Origin of the sequence: Curtobacterium sp. ZW137 (assembly GCF_003762905.1) — a bacterium.
Classification (GTDB): Bacteria; Actinomycetota; Actinomycetes; order Actinomycetales; family Microbacteriaceae; genus Curtobacterium.
The window spans coordinates 412,362-428,426 of record NZ_RJKS01000002.1; the positions used below are offsets into that span (position 1 = coordinate 412,362).

14 protein-coding genes are annotated in these 16,065 nt (G+C 72.7%); 3 read left to right on the plus strand and 11 right to left on the minus strand.

Annotated features, from left to right (window positions below; genetic code table 11):
- Positions 1 to 29: 29 nt before the first annotated feature.
- From EDF55_RS07110 to EDF55_RS07155, 10 genes are all read right to left on the minus strand, one after another.
- A complete protein-coding gene (locus EDF55_RS07110) occupies positions 30 to 809 on the minus strand; it encodes a putative protein N(5)-glutamine methyltransferase (RefSeq protein WP_123654231.1) in 780 nt (259 codons plus the stop codon).
- A gap of 8 nt (positions 810 to 817) precedes the next feature.
- Positions 818 to 1,795: a ribose-phosphate diphosphokinase gene (locus EDF55_RS07115; protein WP_123654232.1), complete on the minus strand. Its 978-nt coding sequence runs from the start codon at positions 1,793 to 1,795 to the stop codon at positions 818 to 820.
- Positions 1,796 to 1,886: 91 nt separating this feature from the next.
- On the minus strand, positions 1,887 to 3,314 hold the full coding sequence (gene glmU / locus EDF55_RS07120; protein WP_123654233.1) for a bifunctional UDP-N-acetylglucosamine diphosphorylase/glucosamine-1-phosphate N-acetyltransferase GlmU: 1,428 nt from the start codon (positions 3,312 to 3,314) through the stop codon (positions 1,887 to 1,889).
- 297 nt (positions 3,315 to 3,611) lie between these two features.
- A complete protein-coding gene (locus EDF55_RS07125; RefSeq protein ID WP_123654234.1) occupies positions 3,612 to 4,982 on the minus strand; it encodes an MFS transporter in 1,371 nt (456 codons plus the stop codon).
- Positions 4,983 to 5,124: 142 nt separating this feature from the next.
- On the minus strand, positions 5,125 to 6,192 hold the full coding sequence (locus EDF55_RS07130; RefSeq protein WP_123654235.1) for an NAD(P)-dependent alcohol dehydrogenase: 1,068 nt from the start codon (positions 6,190 to 6,192) through the stop codon (positions 5,125 to 5,127).
- The gene (locus EDF55_RS07135) at positions 6,189 to 7,475 is read right to left on the minus strand and encodes an ROK family transcriptional regulator (RefSeq protein ID WP_123654236.1); all 1,287 of its coding nucleotides are present in this window, start codon (positions 7,473 to 7,475) and stop codon (positions 6,189 to 6,191) included. Before EDF55_RS07135 ends, EDF55_RS07130 begins: the two co-directional genes overlap by 4 nt.
- A gap of 11 nt (positions 7,476 to 7,486) precedes the next feature.
- A complete protein-coding gene (locus EDF55_RS07140) occupies positions 7,487 to 8,512 on the minus strand; it encodes a sugar phosphate isomerase/epimerase (protein ID WP_123654237.1) in 1,026 nt (341 codons plus the stop codon).
- A gap of 55 nt (positions 8,513 to 8,567) precedes the next feature.
- Positions 8,568 to 9,671 (minus strand): Gfo/Idh/MocA family protein, encoded by a 1,104-nt coding sequence (locus EDF55_RS07145; protein WP_123654238.1) that lies wholly within the window; start codon positions 9,669 to 9,671, stop codon positions 8,568 to 8,570.
- Positions 9,668 to 10,363, minus strand: a complete 696-nt coding sequence (locus tag EDF55_RS07150; RefSeq protein ID WP_123654715.1) for a ThuA domain-containing protein — start codon at positions 10,361 to 10,363, stop codon at positions 9,668 to 9,670. Before EDF55_RS07150 ends, EDF55_RS07145 begins: the two co-directional genes overlap by 4 nt.
- A 20-nt stretch (positions 10,364 to 10,383) precedes the next feature.
- On the minus strand, positions 10,384 to 11,565 hold the full coding sequence (locus tag EDF55_RS07155) for a Gfo/Idh/MocA family protein (RefSeq protein WP_123654239.1): 1,182 nt from the start codon (positions 11,563 to 11,565) through the stop codon (positions 10,384 to 10,386).
- A gap of 97 nt (positions 11,566 to 11,662) precedes the next feature.
- Here EDF55_RS07155 and xylA point away from each other — a divergent pair, with 97 nt between their 5' ends.
- From xylA to EDF55_RS07170, 3 genes are all read left to right on the plus strand, one after another.
- Positions 11,663 to 12,856 carry a xylose isomerase gene (xylA, locus tag EDF55_RS07160; protein WP_123654240.1) on the plus strand — a complete coding sequence of 398 codons (1,194 nt, stop codon included), beginning with the start codon at positions 11,663 to 11,665 and terminating at the stop codon, positions 12,854 to 12,856.
- A gap of 61 nt (positions 12,857 to 12,917) precedes the next feature.
- The gene (xylB, locus tag EDF55_RS07165; protein WP_123654241.1) at positions 12,918 to 14,381 is read left to right on the plus strand and encodes a xylulokinase; all 1,464 of its coding nucleotides are present in this window, start codon (positions 12,918 to 12,920) and stop codon (positions 14,379 to 14,381) included.
- Between the two features lie 13 nt (positions 14,382 to 14,394).
- Positions 14,395 to 15,387, plus strand: a complete 993-nt coding sequence (locus EDF55_RS07170; protein WP_123654242.1) for an acetylxylan esterase — start codon at positions 14,395 to 14,397, stop codon at positions 15,385 to 15,387.
- A gap of 3 nt (positions 15,388 to 15,390) precedes the next feature.
- On the opposite strand, the gene EDF55_RS07175 is transcribed toward EDF55_RS07170, so the two are convergent.
- Entirely contained in the window at positions 15,391 to 15,999 is a 609-nt protein-coding gene (locus tag EDF55_RS07175; RefSeq protein WP_123654243.1) for a DUF308 domain-containing protein, read from the minus strand.
- Positions 16,000 to 16,065 lie beyond the last annotated feature (66 nt).

The following is a 16,065-nucleotide window of genomic DNA, read 5'->3' on the forward strand; positions in this document are numbered from 1 at the left end:
GCAGCGCGGGCGCGCGGGCGCAGCGCGGCTCAGGCCGGGAGGGTGGCCACGACGCAGGTGCCGTCGACGTCGTCGTCGTGCTCGATGCGCGCGGTGAAGCCGGCGTCGGTGAAGGCCGCGGCGGACACCGGTGCTTGGGCCTCGGACACCTCGATGACGACCGAACCGCCTGCACGCAGCCACTCTCCCGCGCCGAGGGCGATCCGGCGGTGCAGTTCGAGGCCATCCCCGCCACCGTCGAGCGCGACACGGTGCTCGTGGTCGCGTGCTTCGACCGGCATCGTGGCGATGGCGTCCGTCGGCACGTACGGGGCGTTCACCGCGATGACGTCGACGGCCCCGCGGAACCGGTCCGGCAGCGGCGCGAAGAGGTCGCCGCGCACCACGATCCCGCGGTCGCCGATGTTCTCCGCGGCGATGTCGACGGCATCCGGGTCGATGTCGGACGCGACGAGGTCGAGCGCTCCGACGCGCTCGAGGAGCGCGACCGCGATGGCACCCGCACCGCAGCACAGGTCGACCACCCGGTCGTAGCGGTGCAGGAGCCGAGCGGCCTGTTCGACGACGACCGCGGTCCGGGCACGCGGGACGAAGACGCCCGGCGTCACACGGATGCGGTGCTCGTCGAACGCGGCCCAGCCCAGGACGTACTCGAGCGGTTCCCCCGCGAGTCGACGCTGGACCAGGGTGCGCAGCCGGGCGGGGTCGCCGTCGCCGGCGGCCAGGAGGAGATCGGCTTCGTCCTCGGCGAAGACGCTCCCCGCCGCCCGGAGTCGGGCGGCGAGGGCGTCACGCGCAGGGTGTGGCACGGGAGCCGTCAGGCGGCGCCGTCGAACATCGAGGTGACCGAGCCGTCGTCGAAGACCTCGTGGATGGCGCGGGCGAGGAGCGGCGCGATCGGCAGGATCTCGAGGCGGTCCCAGCGCTTCTCCACCGGCACCGGGAGCGTGTCCGTGACGACCACACGGTCGATGAACTCACTCTGCAGGAGCTCGGTGGCGGGGTCGGAGAACACGGCGTGGGTCGCGGCGACGACGACACCGATCGCGCCGGCGGCCTTGAGGGCCTCTGCTGCCTTGGCGATGGTGCGGCCGGTGTCGATGAGGTCGTCGACGAGCAGGCACCAGCGGCCGGAGACGTCACCGACGATCTCGTGCACGCTGACCTGGTTCGGGACGAGCGGGTCGCGGCGCTTGTGGATGATCGCGAGCGGCGCACCGAGCTTCTCGGACCAGATGTCGGCGACGCGGACGCGCCCCATGTCCGGCGAGACGACGGTGAGCGTCGACGGGTCGAGGATCTGCTTGAAGCGCTCGAGGAGCACCGGCATCGCGAAGAGGTGGTCGACCGGGCCGTCGAAGAAGCCCTGGATCTGCGCGGCGTGCAGGTCGACGCTCATGATCCGGTGCGCGCCGGCGGCCTTGAACAGGTCGGCGACGAGTCGCGCCGAGATCGGCTCACGACCGCGGCCCTTCTTGTCCTGCCGGGCGTAGGGGTAGAACGGCGCGACGACGGTGATGCGCTTCGCCGAGGCACGCTTCAGGGCATCGACGATGATGAGCTGCTCCATGAGCCACTCGTTGATCGGTGCGGTGTGCGACTGGATGACGAAGGCGTCACAGCCGCGGACCGACTCGTCGAAGCGGACGTAGAGCTCGCCGTTCGCGAAGGTCCGGGCATCGGTGGGGACCAGGTCGACGCCGAGTTCCTCTGCGATCTCCGCGGAGAGAGCCGGATGTGCCCGCCCCGAGACGAGGACGAGTCGTTTCTGGCCGGTCGTTTTGATTCCGGACAAGTGCCGTACTCACTCCCTGACCCCGAGGGGCCGTGTGTCCAGGACCCGTCGCCGGGCCCTCTTGTGGCGGCGGATCGCCGTCGAGAAGGTGTCATTCGCCTCGCGCACGCCGAGCTGCCTCGGCCGCCGGCGTGCCGGGTCGGTGTTCTTCGACCCAGTCGTCGGTGTTGCGCTGTGGGGCGTAGCTGATCGCGAGCGACCCGGCCGGCACGTCCTTGCGGACGGTGGTGCCTGCGCCGGTGTACGCCCCGTCGCCAATCCTAACCGGGGCGACGAAGACGTTGTGCGAACCGGTGCGGACGTTCGACCCGACCTCGGTCCGGTGCTTGTCGACGCCGTCGTAGTTCGCAGTGATGGTGTTGGCCCCGATGTTGGAGTTCTCTCCCACCTCGGCGTCACCGATGTAGGACAGGTGCGGCACCTTGCTGCCCCGGCCGATCTTCGCGTTCTTGGTCTCGACGAAGGTGCCGATCTTGCCGCCGTCGCCGAGGATCGTGCCCGGGCGGAGGTACGCGAACGGTCCGACGGAAGCGCCGTCGCCGATGACCGCAAGGGTGGCGTCGGTGCGGTTCACGGTGGCACCCACGCCCACCTCGGTGTCGCGGAGGGTCGTGCCGGGTCCGACGACCGCGCCCGACGCGATCGCCGTCGCGCCGATGAGCTGCGTGTCCGGCAGGATCTCGGCGTCGGGTTCGATCGAGACGTCGAGGTCGATCCAGGTCGACGTCGGGTCCTGCACGGTGACGCCGGCAAGCTGGTGACGGCGGACGATGCGGTCGTTCAGCACGCGGGCGGCGTCCGCGAGCTGCGCGCGGTCGTTGATGCCGGCGAGGAGCCAGGGGTCATCGAAGGTGACAACGTCGACGCGCCCCCCGCGCGACGCGATGAGAGCCGGTGCATCGGTGATGTACTTCTCGCCCTGCACGTTCGCCGTGGTGAGCGACGGAAGCACCGTGCGGAGTTGTGCGAGGTCGAAGGCGTAGATCCCGGCGTTCGTCTCCGTGATCGCGCGCTGTTCGTCGGTGGCGTCCTTGTGCTCGACGACCCCGGCGAACCCGCCGTGCTCGTCGCGCAGGATGCGCCCGAGGCCGGTCGGGTCCGGAGCGATCGCGCTGACGAAGGTGGCGGCGTTCGCGCCGGCGTGGTGCACGTCGACGAGGCGACGGAGCGACTCGGCTTCGACGAGCGGCACGTCGCCCGAGAGCACCACGACCGCACCGTCGAAGTCGGCGGGCAGCGCTGCCACCGCGACTTCGACCGCGCGCCCGGTGCCGGGGACGTCGTCCTGGTCCACGACGATGGCGTCGGGCATGCGCTCCGTGACCTCTGCCGCGACCAGTTCACGCTCGTGCCGCACGACCACGGCGATGTGCGCGGGCTCGAGCGACTCGGCGGTGCGCAGCACGTGGGCGATGAGGGGCAGGCCGGCGAGCCGGTGGAGCACCTTCGGGGTGGACGACTTCATGCGCGTGCCCTGCCCGGCGGCGAGGACGACGACGGCGATCCGCTGGTCGGTCATGTCCCCATCCTGGCGCACCCGGACCTCCGAGCACGAGCCGGCCACGGCCCTGTGCAGAACCATGCGCGGATCCGCAGCCTGTGGACGGGTCGGTGCCGAGCCTCCCGGCCGCGGGTGGGTCGGAATGGGTTCATGTGTCCGCACGAGACGACACCGCACGAGTCGTACGACGCCCGTCGTGTCGGAACATGCGGCCGCATCCGGTGCGTTCGCAAGGGTCGACACCGCGGGAGTCGATCGACGGCCGCGGTGTCGGAACACTTGCGCCGTCCCGGGTGCCAGAGGTGCCGCGGCGGATCAGCGCACGCGCCCCTCGTCCCGCACGAACGCCATCAGCACCAGGCCCGCGAGCAGCACCACCACGATGCCGATGATCCCGAAGCGCGTCGACCCGCCGATCGTCACCGCGATCCCGAACATCGCCGGCGCGATGAACGCCGCCGCCCGCCCCGTGGTGGCGTACAGCCCGAAGAGCTCCCCCTCTTTCCCGGGGGTCGCGAGCCGCGTCAGGTACGCCCGTGAGGACGCCTGCACCGGCCCGACGAACACGCACAGCGCGAGTCCGAGGACCCAGAAGCCGACGGGGGCGCTCCCGACGAAGAGCACTGCGGTGCCGCAGACGACCAGTCCGACGAGCGACACGGTGATCAGGGCGCGGGAGCCGAAGCGGTCGTCCAGCCGGCCGGAGAGGGCCGTCGCGACCCCGGCCACGACGTTCGCGACGATGGCGAACTCGATCACCCCGGACGCGCTGAAGCCGAAGACCTGCGCGGCGATGATCCCGCCGAAGGTGAACACCGCGCCGACGCCGTCCCGGAAGACGGCGCTCGCGATGAGGAACGCGAGGACGTTCCGCCGTTCCCGCCAGAGCCGTGCGATGTCCCGGCCGAGGTCGCGGTACGCGGAGAACAGGGTGCCGGTGCGGGTGCGGTCGGCGGGGGCCTCGGGGATGACCAGGAAGAGCGGGATCGAGCTCACGGTGAGCCAGATCGCGGCGATCCCGATCGCGACGCGGACGTCCCACTGCCCCGTCGCGACGGTCGCGGGCAGGTCCAGGAGCCCGGCGGTGCCCGACCCGCCGAAGTCCTGGATGCAGAGCACGAGCAGGACCACGAGCAGCACGATGCCGCCGAAGTACCCGGCCGCCCAGCCGATCGCCGAGACCCGCCCGGTCCGGGGGCCGGAGGCGACCTGCCCGAGCATCGCGTTGTAGCCGACGCAGGCGATCTCGTACGCGACCGTGCCGATGCCGATGAGGGCCGCTCCGAGCACCAGGAACGGCTGGCTCGGCGCGACGAACACCATCGCCCCGATGGACAGCGCGATGCCGATCGTCGCGATGAGCACCGAACGTCGGCGGTGTCCGGACGAGTCCGCCAGGCGTCCGACCGCCGGGGCGACGAGCGCGACCACGATGCCGGCGATCGTCAGTGCGGCCGAGACGACGGCCGCGTTGTGAGCGAGCTCCCGTTCGACGGCCTGGCGGGCTGCTCGGGACGAGTCCTCCGCCGCGACCAGGGCCGGGTCCACGAACGCGCGGCTCGCCAGGTAGGTGCTGAACACGAACGTCGTCACGACGGCGTTGAACGCGGCCGAGCCCCAGTCCCAGAGGGCCCAGGACACGAGGGCGCGCCGGTCGGTGCGCTGCGGCGGTGGAGCGACGGTCATGCGCGAACCGTAGCGCGTCCGGGTGACGCACCGGTGGCCCCGTTCCGGGTCACGTGCCGACCGTGCGCCGGACGGGAGGCGCGGTGCCGGTGGCGAGCCGAGCCTCCCGTCCGCAGTGTGCACGCGCCGCGCGCGACGCGCGCTACGCGGCGGGGACGCCGGCCGGGTAGACGACGGACTTCAGGGACGCCGGGTCGGTGTCGCTCTCGAGGGCCTCGCGGACGTCGTCGAGCCCGAAGCGGCCGGTGACCAGCGAGTCGAGGTCGACCTGCCCGGACGCGACGAGCTCGATGGCGACCGGCCACGTGTTCGTGTACCGGAAGATCCCGGTGACCGTGACCTCGAGGTTCTGGATGTGCTCGACGGGCAGCGTCATCTCGGAGTTGCCGAGCCCGACGAGGACCGCGGCTCCGGCGGGTCCGACGGCCTTGATCCCGTCGGAGACCGCGCGGGGTGCGCCGCTCGCGTCGATGAACGCGTCGACGGGGGCGATGTCGGACGCGACGGACACCACGGTCGGGTCGACGACCTCGGTCGCGCCGTAGGACAGTGCGCGCTCCCGACGCTCGGCGACGAGGTCGCTGATCACGATGCGGGACGCGCCGAAGGCCCTGGCCGCCTGCGCGCAGATGATGCCGATCGGACCGGCACCCGCGATGAGGACCGAGGAGCCGGGGACTATCCCGGCCTTCCGGACGGCCGCGATGCCCACGGAGAGGGGTTCGAGGAGCGCGCCGGCCTCGAACGAGACGGTGTCCGGCAGCGTGTGCGCGAACTCGGCCTCGATCGTGACGTACTCGGCGAACGCCCCGTCCACCGGCGGCGTCGCGTAGAAGCGCATGTGCGGGCAGAGGTTGTACCGGCCGGCGAGGCACTGCGCGCACCGGTGGCAGGGGCGCTGCGGTTCGACCGCGACGCGCTCCCCCACGCGGCCCGCGTCGACGCCGTCGCCGACGGCGACGATCGTGCCGGAGAGCTCGTGGCCGAGGACGAGGGGCTCCTCGACGACGAAGTCGCCGATCCGGCCGTGCCGGAAGTAGTGCACGTCGGAGCCGCAGACGCCGACCGCGGCGACCTGGACGAGGACGTCGCCCGGGTCGACCGCGGGGACGGGACGGTCCTCCACGGTGAGGTCGTCCTGGCCCTGCAGGACGCTGACGCGCTGGGTGCTGCCGCGCTGGGTGTCGGAGCGCTGGGTGCTGGTGGTCATGGGGTGGTCGCTTCCTGCGAGGTGGAGGTGGGATCAGGAGTGGGAGTGGGGGCCGGGGCGAGGGTCGGGTCGTCGAGCAGGTCGCGGAACCCGAGCTCGGCTGCGCCACGGAGGAGCACGTCGGCGCCGAGCGCGGTGGGCACGATCCGGACCCGGTCGGCCATCGCCGCCATCGACTGCGCCCGGACCGCGGTGACGATCCGGTCACCGACGTGCCCGAGGAGCACGCCGAGGAACCCGCCGAGGACGACGACCTCGGGGTTGACGGTGTGGATCGCGTTCCGGAGCCCGGTCGCGAGCGCCGCGACCTGGCGGTCCACGACCCGCTCGACCTCGGGACCCCCGGCGTCCAGCGCGGCGGCGAGGGCCGGCAGGTCGTCCGCGTCGACCCCGGTCACGGCGACGAGGGCGGCTCGGGAGGCTTCGGTCTCGAGACACCCGAACGCACCGCAGTGGCACCGGATCCCGTTGTCCGCCACGAACGTGTGCCCGAGCTCGCCCGCGTAGCCGTCCGCACCGCTCAGGGGTCGGTCGGCGCTGATCACGCCGCCACCGATGCCGCTCGCGCCGCCGTTGAGGTACACGAGGTCGCGGACCCCGCGCCCGCTGCCGTAGAGGTGCTCAGCCCGGGCACCGAGGTTCGCGTCGTTCGCGACCCGCACCGGCCGTCCGGTCGCGACGGCGAGGGGTCCGGCGAACGGCTCGTCGCGCCAGCCGAGGTGCGGGGCGTACCGGACGAGGCCGTCCTCGACGCGGACGGTGCCGGGGATCGAGACGCCGATCCCGACCGTGCGGAACGACCGCATCACGTCCTGCAGGCCGTCGAGGAGCCCGGCGACGATGCGCACGGCGTCCGCGGCGCCCGGCCGGTGGTCGGTGTGCTCGGTGACGCGGTGCCGGATGCTGCCGTCGAGACCGACGAGGGCGACCGTGACGGCGTCGATCTCCACGGTCACGGCGACGGCGACGACGTCCGGGGACGCCCGGACGACGGGGCTCGGACGGCCGACGCCGGGTGCGGCTCCCTCGGACTCGCGGACGAGCCCGAGGTCGACGAGCTCCCCGACGAGCGCCAGCGTCGTCGAGCGGTTCAGCCCGGTGCGGCGGGTCAGGTCGGCGCGCGTCAGCGGTCCGTCCTCGTGCACGATCCGGAGCACGCGGGCGGTGTTCCGCCGCGGCCGGTCGGCGCCGGGCGCAGACTCGCGGGCCACGGGGTCGCGGGGCACGGGCTCGCGGGCGACGGGGTCGCCGGGCACGGGCTCGCGGGGCACGTCGGGTGGCATCGGCGCGGCGCTCACCGCGACTGCGAGAACGCCGCGTCGAAGGCGGCGTCGGGCGGGGCGATCGTGCCGAGGCGCCGGATGAACGCCAGTGCCTCCGGGCCGCCGACGAGCCGGTCCATGCCCGCGTCCTCCCACTCGACGCTCGTCGGCCCGGTGTAGCCGATGTGGTTCAGCACGCGGAACACACGCTCCCACGGCACGTCCCCGTGGCCGGCGGTGACGAAGTCCCAGCCCCGCCGCGGGTCGCCCCACGGCAGGTGCGACGCGAGCCGCCCGTTGCGGCCGTCGAGCTGTTTCACCGACTGCTTGCAGTGCACGTGGTACACCCGGTCGGCGAAGTCGAGCAGGAAGGCGGCGGGGTCGAGGTCCTGCCACACGAAGTGCGACGGGTCGAAGTTGAACCCGAACGCCGGCCGGTCCGCGAAGACCTCGAGCGTGCGCTTCGCGGTCCAGTAGTCGTAGGCGATCTCGGACGGGTGGACCTCGAGCGCGAACCGCACCCCGACCTCCTCGAAGACGTCGAGGACCGGCGACCAGCGGTCGTGGAAGTCCTGGTACCCGGCGTCGATCATCCCGGGCGGCACGGGCGGGAACCCGGCGACCGTCTTCCAGATCGAGGACCCGGAGAACCCCGTGACGGTGTCGACACCGAGCGCAGCGGCGGCGCGGGCGGTCCACTGCAGTTCCTCGGCGGCCCGCTGCCGGACGCCCTCGGGGTCGCCGTCGCCCCACACGTGCGGCGGCACGATGTCCTGGTGCCTGGCGTCGATCGGGTCGTCGCACACGGCCTGGCCGACCAGGTGGTTCGCGATCGTCCAGACGCCGAGCCCGTTGTCGTCGAGGATCCGGCGGCGGTCCGCGACGTACTCCGGGTCGGTCGCGGCACGCCGGACGTCGAGGTGGTCGCCCCAGCAGGCGATCTCCAGTCCGTCGTACCCCCAGCCGCCGGCGAGCCGGGCGACCTCCTCGAACGGCAGGTCCGCCCACTGGCCGGTGAACAGGGTGACCGGCCGAGAGGCTCGTGGTTCGTCCGTCATGCTGCTTCCTTCCGTCTCGGGCCGGTTCCCGGGCCGTGGCCGGGTCGGACCGTCGTCACCAGGTGTCCGGTCGCGCGTCGAGCGGGGCCGTGGCGGCGCGCTCCGGCCGGGACGTCACGGGCACCACGGTGTGTTCCCGTGCGGCGGTCGCGACCGCTTCCATCACCTCGAGCACGTGGTACGCCAGGTCCCCGGACGCCCGGTGTGGACGGTCGGTGGCGATGGCGTGCGCCATGTCGGCGAGGCCGTACCCGCGCCCGGCGTCGGCGTAGCCCGCGCGGACGGGGAGTTCCCGCCACGTGCGGTCGTCGGCGGTGGCGATCGAGGCGGTCTCGGAGAACGCGTTCGGGTCCGGGACGGCGAGGGTGCCGGCCGTGCCGTACACCTCGAACAGCGGGGAGCGTGTGGCCCAGACCTCGAAGGAGACGGTCACGGTGGAGACGACCCCGCCCTCGTGCTCGAGGATCGCGACGACGTGCGTGTCGACGTCCACCGGGATCGCGGCACCGGCGTCCGGACCGGATCCGACCGTGCGTGCACGGGCGGACCGGGTGGCGCTCCCGCTGACCCGGACGACCGGGCCGAAGAACGCGACGAGGCTGGTCAGGTAGTACGGCCCCATGTCGAGCAGCGGACCGCCGCCCGGCTGGTAGTAGAACGCGGGTGCCGGGTGCCACAGCTCGTGCCCGGGTGCGCTCCACGCGACGGCCGCGCCGACCGGGTCACCGATCGCGCCGTCGTCCAGTGCGGCCCTGGCGGTCTGGATCCCGGTGCCGAGGACGGTGTCGGGCGCGCTGCCGACCCGGAGTCCGGCGGCGCGCGCCTGCTCGAGCACCGGGGCGGCCTCGGCGGTGGAGGTCGCGAGGGGCTTCTCGCCGTAGACGTGCTTGCCCGCGGCGAGCGCCGCGAGCGCGACCGATGCGTGCGCCGCCGGGATCGTGAGGTTCAGGACGACGTCGACGTCGTCGTGCGCCAGGAGCTCGTCGACGCCGAGGGCGAGGACGCCCTGCTCCGCCGCGACGGTCGCTGCCCGCTCGGTGTCGAGGTCGGCGACGGCGGTGAGCTGGAGCCCCGGCAGGGCGGGGAGGTGCTGGAGGTACTGCCGGCTGATGTTCCCGACGCCGACCATCCCGACGCGGAGCGCCGCGCCGTCGCTCATCGGGCTGCCCACAGGAGTCCCCGTTCGATGACGGTGCGGAGCGGCTGGGACTCGACGACCTCGAGCCGGTGGCCGGGCGCGGAGACGAAGACCCGTCCCGCGCCCCACTGCCGCGTCCAGATCGCCGGCGAGGTCACCGGACGGTTCCACGCGTCGAAGTCGCGCGCGTCCTGCGTCGTGGTGGCGAGCACGTCGCAGTACTCGTCGCTCAGCACCCAGTACTGCTCGGTGACGAGGTCGAAGTCCGCGATGCCCTCGGTGATCGGGTGGGTCCGGCCGAGGTCCGTCATGTGCACCGTGTAGTGCAGGTAGTTGTCGGCCTGGTCGCCGGCGCGCTCGGCCGGGGGCTTGGCCGCGTGGTGTGCGAACTGGCCGCCGATCATGTGCAGGTAGTCGGCGTTGGCGCGGAACGAGTCCGCGATGCCGCCGTGCCACCCGGCGAGTCCGGTGCCGGCGAGCACGGCGCGCTGCAGGCCGGCGAACTCGTCGTCGGCGATGGTCGACATCGTGACGACCTGCACGATCAGGTCGACGGTGCGCATGAACGCCTCGTCGGCGTAGACGGCGGTGGAGTCCTCCACGCGGACGTCGAACCCGTGCTCCCGCAGGAAGGGGACGAACGCGTCGGTGGTCTCGACGGGTTGGTGTCCGTCCCACCCGCCTCGGACGATGAGTGCCTGGCGCTGCTGCATGGTGCCCTTCTGGTCGTCGTTCACGGGATGGCCGTCCAGCTGCTGCCGTCGGCGGCGCTGCGTTCGACGGCGTCGAGCACGCGCTGCACGTGCAGACCGTCCTCGAACGAGGGCGAGGGGTCCGTACCGGCGACGATCGCGTCGACGAAGTCCTTCACCTGGTGGCTGAAGGTGTGCTCGTACCCGATGAGGTGCCCGGTCGGCCACCACGCGGCCATGTAGGGGTGTTCGGGTTCGGTGACGAGGATCCGCCGGAAGCCCTGCTCGCCCGCGGGGCCTGCGGACTCGTAGAGGCGGAGCTCGTTCATCGACTCGAGGTCGAACTGGATGGCGCCCTCGGAGCCGCTGATCTCGAGCGTCAGGCCGTTCTTCCGCCCGGTGGCGTAGCGCGTCGCCTCGAACGTGCCGATCGCGCCGTCGGCCGCACCGCCGCCGAGCCGGCCGATGAAGAACGCGGCGTCGTCGACGGTGACCTGTCCGCGCTCGCTCGACGCGGTGCCGGAGAGTCCGACGCCGTCGGCGAGCAGGGGGCGCTCGGTCACGAAGGTCTCGAGGGTGCCGGAGACGCTGGCGAGCTGCGCGCCGGTGACGTGTTCGACGAGGTCGATGGCGTGCGCGCCGATGTCCCCGAGCGAGCCGGAGCCGGCGAGCGACTTGTCGAGCCGCCACGTCATCGGACCGTCGGCGTCGGCGAGCCAGTCCTGCAGGTAGAGCGCGCGGACCTGCCGCACGGTGCCGATGCGGCCGGCCTGCACGAGCTGTCGTGCGAAGGCGATCGCGGGCACCCGGCGGTAGCTGAAGCCGACCATGGCGCGGACACCGCGTGCCCGGGCGGCTGCGGCGGCGGCCGTCATCGCCTCGGCCTCGGCCACGGTGTTCGCGAGCGGCTTCTCGCACAGGACGTGCTTGCCTGCCTCGAGCGCCGCGATCGCGATCTCGACGTGCGAGGAGCCCGGGGACACGACGTCCACGACGTCGATGTCCGGGTCGGCGACCACCGCGCGCCAGTCGGTCGACGCTGCCCGCCAGCCGTACCGCACCCTGGCGGCTTCGGCGCGGTCCGGGTCACGCCCGACGACCACCGCCATCTCCGGTTCCACGGCGAGGTCGATGAACCTCGGGGTGGTCCGCCAGGCCTGCGAGTGGGCGGCTCCCATGAAGCCGTGTCCCACCATCGCGACCCGAAGTCGTTCCTGTGCCATCCGCTCGCTCCCTTGCGATCACGTCCTTGCCACGATCCACCCTAACGCTTATGTTGGGCGCGGCAACATTTTGTTTCGACGACGAACGGTGACCATCATGGCAACGACGCCCACCCGTGCAGACAAGTTCTCCTTCGGTCTCTGGACCATCGGCTACAACGGCTCCGACCCATTCGGCGGCCCCACCCGCCCGCAGCTCGACGTGGTCGAGGCGGTCGAGAAGCTCGACGAGCTCGGCGCCTACGGCCTGACCTTCCACGACGACGACCTCTTCGCGTTCGGCTCGACCGACGCCGAGCGTCAGACCCAGATCGACCGCCTCAAGGGCGCGCTCGAGGCCACCGGGATCATCGTGCCGATGGTCACCACGAACCTCTTCTCCGCCCCGGTCTTCAAGGACGGCGGCTTCACGTCCAACGACCGGCAGGTCCGCCGCTTCGCGCTCCGCAAGGTGCTCCGCAACGTCGACCTCGCCGCCGAGCTCGGCGCGAAGACCTTCGTGATGTGGGGTGGCCGCGAGGGCGCCGAGTACGACAGCGCCAAGGACGTGCAGGCCGCGCTCTCCCGCTACAAGGAGTCCGTCGACCTGCTCGCCCAGTACGTCACCGACAAGGGCTACGACATCCGCTTCGCCATCGAGCCGAAGCCGAACGAGCCCCGCGGCGACATCCTCCTGCCGACCCTCGGGCACGCGATCGCGTTCATCGACACCCTCGAGCGTCCGGAGCTCTTCGGCGTGAACCCCGAGGTCGGCCACGAGCAGATGGCCGGGCTGAACTTCACGGCCGGCATCGCCCAGGCGCTCTACTCCGGCAAGCTCTTCCACATCGACCTCAACGGCCAGCGCGGCATCAAGTACGACCAGGACCTGGTGTTCGGCCACGGCGACCTGCAGAACGCGTTCTCCCTCGTCGACCTGCTCGAGCACGGCTCCCCGCAGGGCGGTGTCGCCTACGACGGCCCCCGCCACTTCGACTACAAGCCGTCCCGCACCGAGGACATCTCCGGTGTCTGGGACTCCGCCGCGGCGAACATGCGCATGTACCTGCTCCTCAAGGAGCGTGCGCAGGCGTTCCGCGCCGACCCCGAGGTCCAGGCGGCCCTCTCCGCGGCCAAGGTCGACGAGCTGTCCACCCCGACGCTGAACGACGGCGAGTCCTACGACGCGTTCCTGGCCGACCGCTCCGCGTTCGAGGACTTCGACGCCGACGCCTACTTCGGCGGCAAGGGCTTCGGCTTCGTCCGGCTGCAGCAGCTGGCCGTCGAGCACCTCATGGGCGCGCGGAATTGAGAGCGGACGCGCCAGCGGCCGCATTCCGCGCGCCGAGGCGGCCTACCGCCGAGGAGAGCTGATGACACTGGTGGCAGGGGTCGACTCGTCGACCCAGTCCTGCAAGGTCACGATCCGTGACGCCGACACCGGCGCCGTGGTCCGCGACGGGCGCGCGTCCCATCCGGACGGCACCTCGGTCGACCCCCGCCACTGGTGGGACGCCCTCGGCGCCGCCGTGGCGGACGCCGGTGGGCTCGACGACGTGGCGGGCATCGCGATCGCCGGCCAGCAGCACGGCATGGTCGTGCTCGACACCGACGGACGCGTCGTCCGCGACGCGCTCCTCTGGAACGACGTCCGCAGCGCCGACGCGGCCGCGCAGATGGTCGAGGAACTCGGACGGGAGGCATGGGTCACCCGGACGGGTCTGGTCCCGGTGGCGTCGTTCACCGGGACGAAGCTGCGGTGGCTCCGCGACGCCGAGCCGGAGAACGCACACCGGGTGGCGGCCGTGGCACTCCCCCACGACTGGCTGTCCTGGCGGCTGCGCGGGTACGGCCCCGCGGGCGAGAGCCCGCTCGGACCCGACCTGGACGCGCTCGCGACCGACGGCTCGGACGCCAGCGGCACGGCGTACTGGGACCCGGCGCGCCGGGACTACGACCCGGAGCTGTTCGAGCTCGCGTTCGGGCGACGGATGCGCACGGCGACGACGGGCGACGAGGACGCCGTCGTGGTCCCCCGCGTCGTCGCACCGGACGAGGCGATGGGCACGCTGTCGGCGGACGTGACACTCCCCGGCGGCGCGGTCGCCCGCGCCGGGCTCGTCATCGGGGCCGGCACCGGCGACAACGCCGGAGCCGCGCTCGGCCTCGGACTCGCCGCAGGCGACGTCGCGGTGTCCCTCGGGACCAGCGGGACCGTCTTCGGCGTGACCGACACCGGGCTCGCCGACCCGAGCGGGACCGTGGCGGGCTTCGCCGACGGAACCGGGTCGCGCCTCCCGATCGTCACGACACTCAACGCGGCCCGCGTGCTCGAGGTGATCGGCGGCCTGCTCGGCGTCGACCACGGCGAGCTCGGGCGCCTCGCACTCGAGGCGCCGACCGGTGCCGACGGTCTCGTGCTCGTGCCGTACTTCGTCGGCGAGCGCACGCCGAACCGACCGGACGCGACCGCGTCCCTGCTCGGCATGACGCCGGCGACGACCGACCGGGAGCACCTGGCCCGGGCTGCGTTCGAGGGCATGCTCTGCGCGCTCGCGGACGGCCTCGCCGCCGTCGAGGCGTCCGGCGTCAGAGTCGAACGGCTGCTGCTCATCGGCGGTGCCGCGCGGAACGAGGCGGTCCGCACGATCGCCGCGCAGGTGTTCGGCCGCGACGTGCACCTGCCGGAACCCGGCGAGTACGTCGCCGCCGGGGCGGCGCGTCAGGCAGCATGGGCACTGACCGGGTCACTGCCGACGTGGGAGGTCGCCACGACGACGGTCCCCGCCGACCCGCACCCCGAGGTGCTCGAGCGCTACCGCGCCGCCGTCCGCTGAGGAGGACCCCACGATGCCGCTGACCGACCTGCCCCTCGACGAGCTCCGCACCCACCGGCCGGAGGTCCGCTGTCCGGACGACTTCGACGCGTTCTGGGCGGACACGATCGCGTCGGCTCGGGCGGCGGCGGAACGTGCCGGTGCCGTGCCGGTCCTGACGCCGGCGGTGACGCCGGTGACCGCGCTCACCGTGGAGGACCTCGTCTTCCCCGGCTTCGCCGCCGACCCCGTCCGCGCCTGGGTGACCAGGCCGGCCGGGGCGGGCGACGAGCCGCTGCCGGCCGTCGTCGAGTTCCTCGGGTACAACGGCGGACGGGCCCTCCCCGGCGAGCGCGTCGCCTGGGCCCTCGCCGGGTACGTGCACGTCGTGATGGACACCCGCGGCCAGGGCAGCGGCTGGGGCGGCGGCGAGACCCCGGACCCGCACGGCTCCGGCCCGCACATCGGCGGGTGGATGACGCGCGGGATCGAGGACCCGGCCGACCACTACTACCGGCGCGTGTACACCGACGCGGTGCGGTTGGTCGACGCCGTCCGGACCCTGCCCGGTGTCGACCCGGCGCGGATCGCGCTGACCGGCGGGAGCCAGGGCGGCGGGATCACGATCGCGGCGGCGGCACTCGTGGAGGCGCACGTCGGGCCGGTCACCGCGGTGATGCCGGACGTCGCGTTCCTCTGCGACTGGGAGCACGGGGCACTCGTCGCGACGAGCGACCCGTACCAGGAACTCGTCCGCTACCTCGCCGTGCACCGGGACGCGGCCGAGACGGTGTGGACCACGGCGTCGTACCTCGACGGCGTGAACTTCGCGGCCCGGATCACGGCGCCGGCGCTGTTCTCCGTCGCGCTCATGGACGACGTGGTGCCACCGCGGACCACCTTCGCGGCGTACAACGCCCTCGCGTCGACCGACAAGCACATCGAGGTCTACCCGTACAACGGTCACGAGGGCGGCGGCTTCCGGCAGTGGGAGCGGCAGGCGGCCTTCCTGGCGGCTCGTCCCTGACACTCACCGAGGACGTCCCGGTGCGCTGCGGGTCTCGTAGCGCGCCGGCACCCAGGTGAGGACACCCTCGAAGAGCTGGGCGGCGGAGAACAGCACGAGGAAGACGGCGCTGGACGCGGTCGACGCGCGAACCCCGATCACCGGGTACAGGAGCAGCGCGACGGCGATGCAGACGCACAGGACCGCGGCGACCAGGGACAGGGAACGCGCGGACGAGAAGGTCGACCCGGTGAGCACCACGCCGGCCTCGAGGACCCAGGCGATCGCGATCACGACCACCCAGGCGCTGAGCTCCCCCGGCGGGTGCACGACCGCGGCCACGCCCGCGACCAGGACGAACGTCCCGAGGACGCCGTGCACGACGCGACGGGGCATCGCCATGCCGTCGCCCGCACCGGCCCGACCGATGCGCAGGAGTCCCGCCATCACCATGTACGAGCCGAGGAGGTGCACCTCCGCGTCGATCGCGGCGGGGGGACGGGTGAGGACGAGGACCGCCACGATGAACCCGACCACGCCGAGGACCACGAGCACGGCGCCCTGCCGTGCTCGCCGCGCCGCCGGGCGGGGACGCTGACCCGACCAGTCGGCCGGCACCGGTTGCTCTGTCATGGCCGCGACCCTGCCCCCGATCGGCGCCACCGGATTCACCCGCAACGGATGAACCCGCCCGGCCTG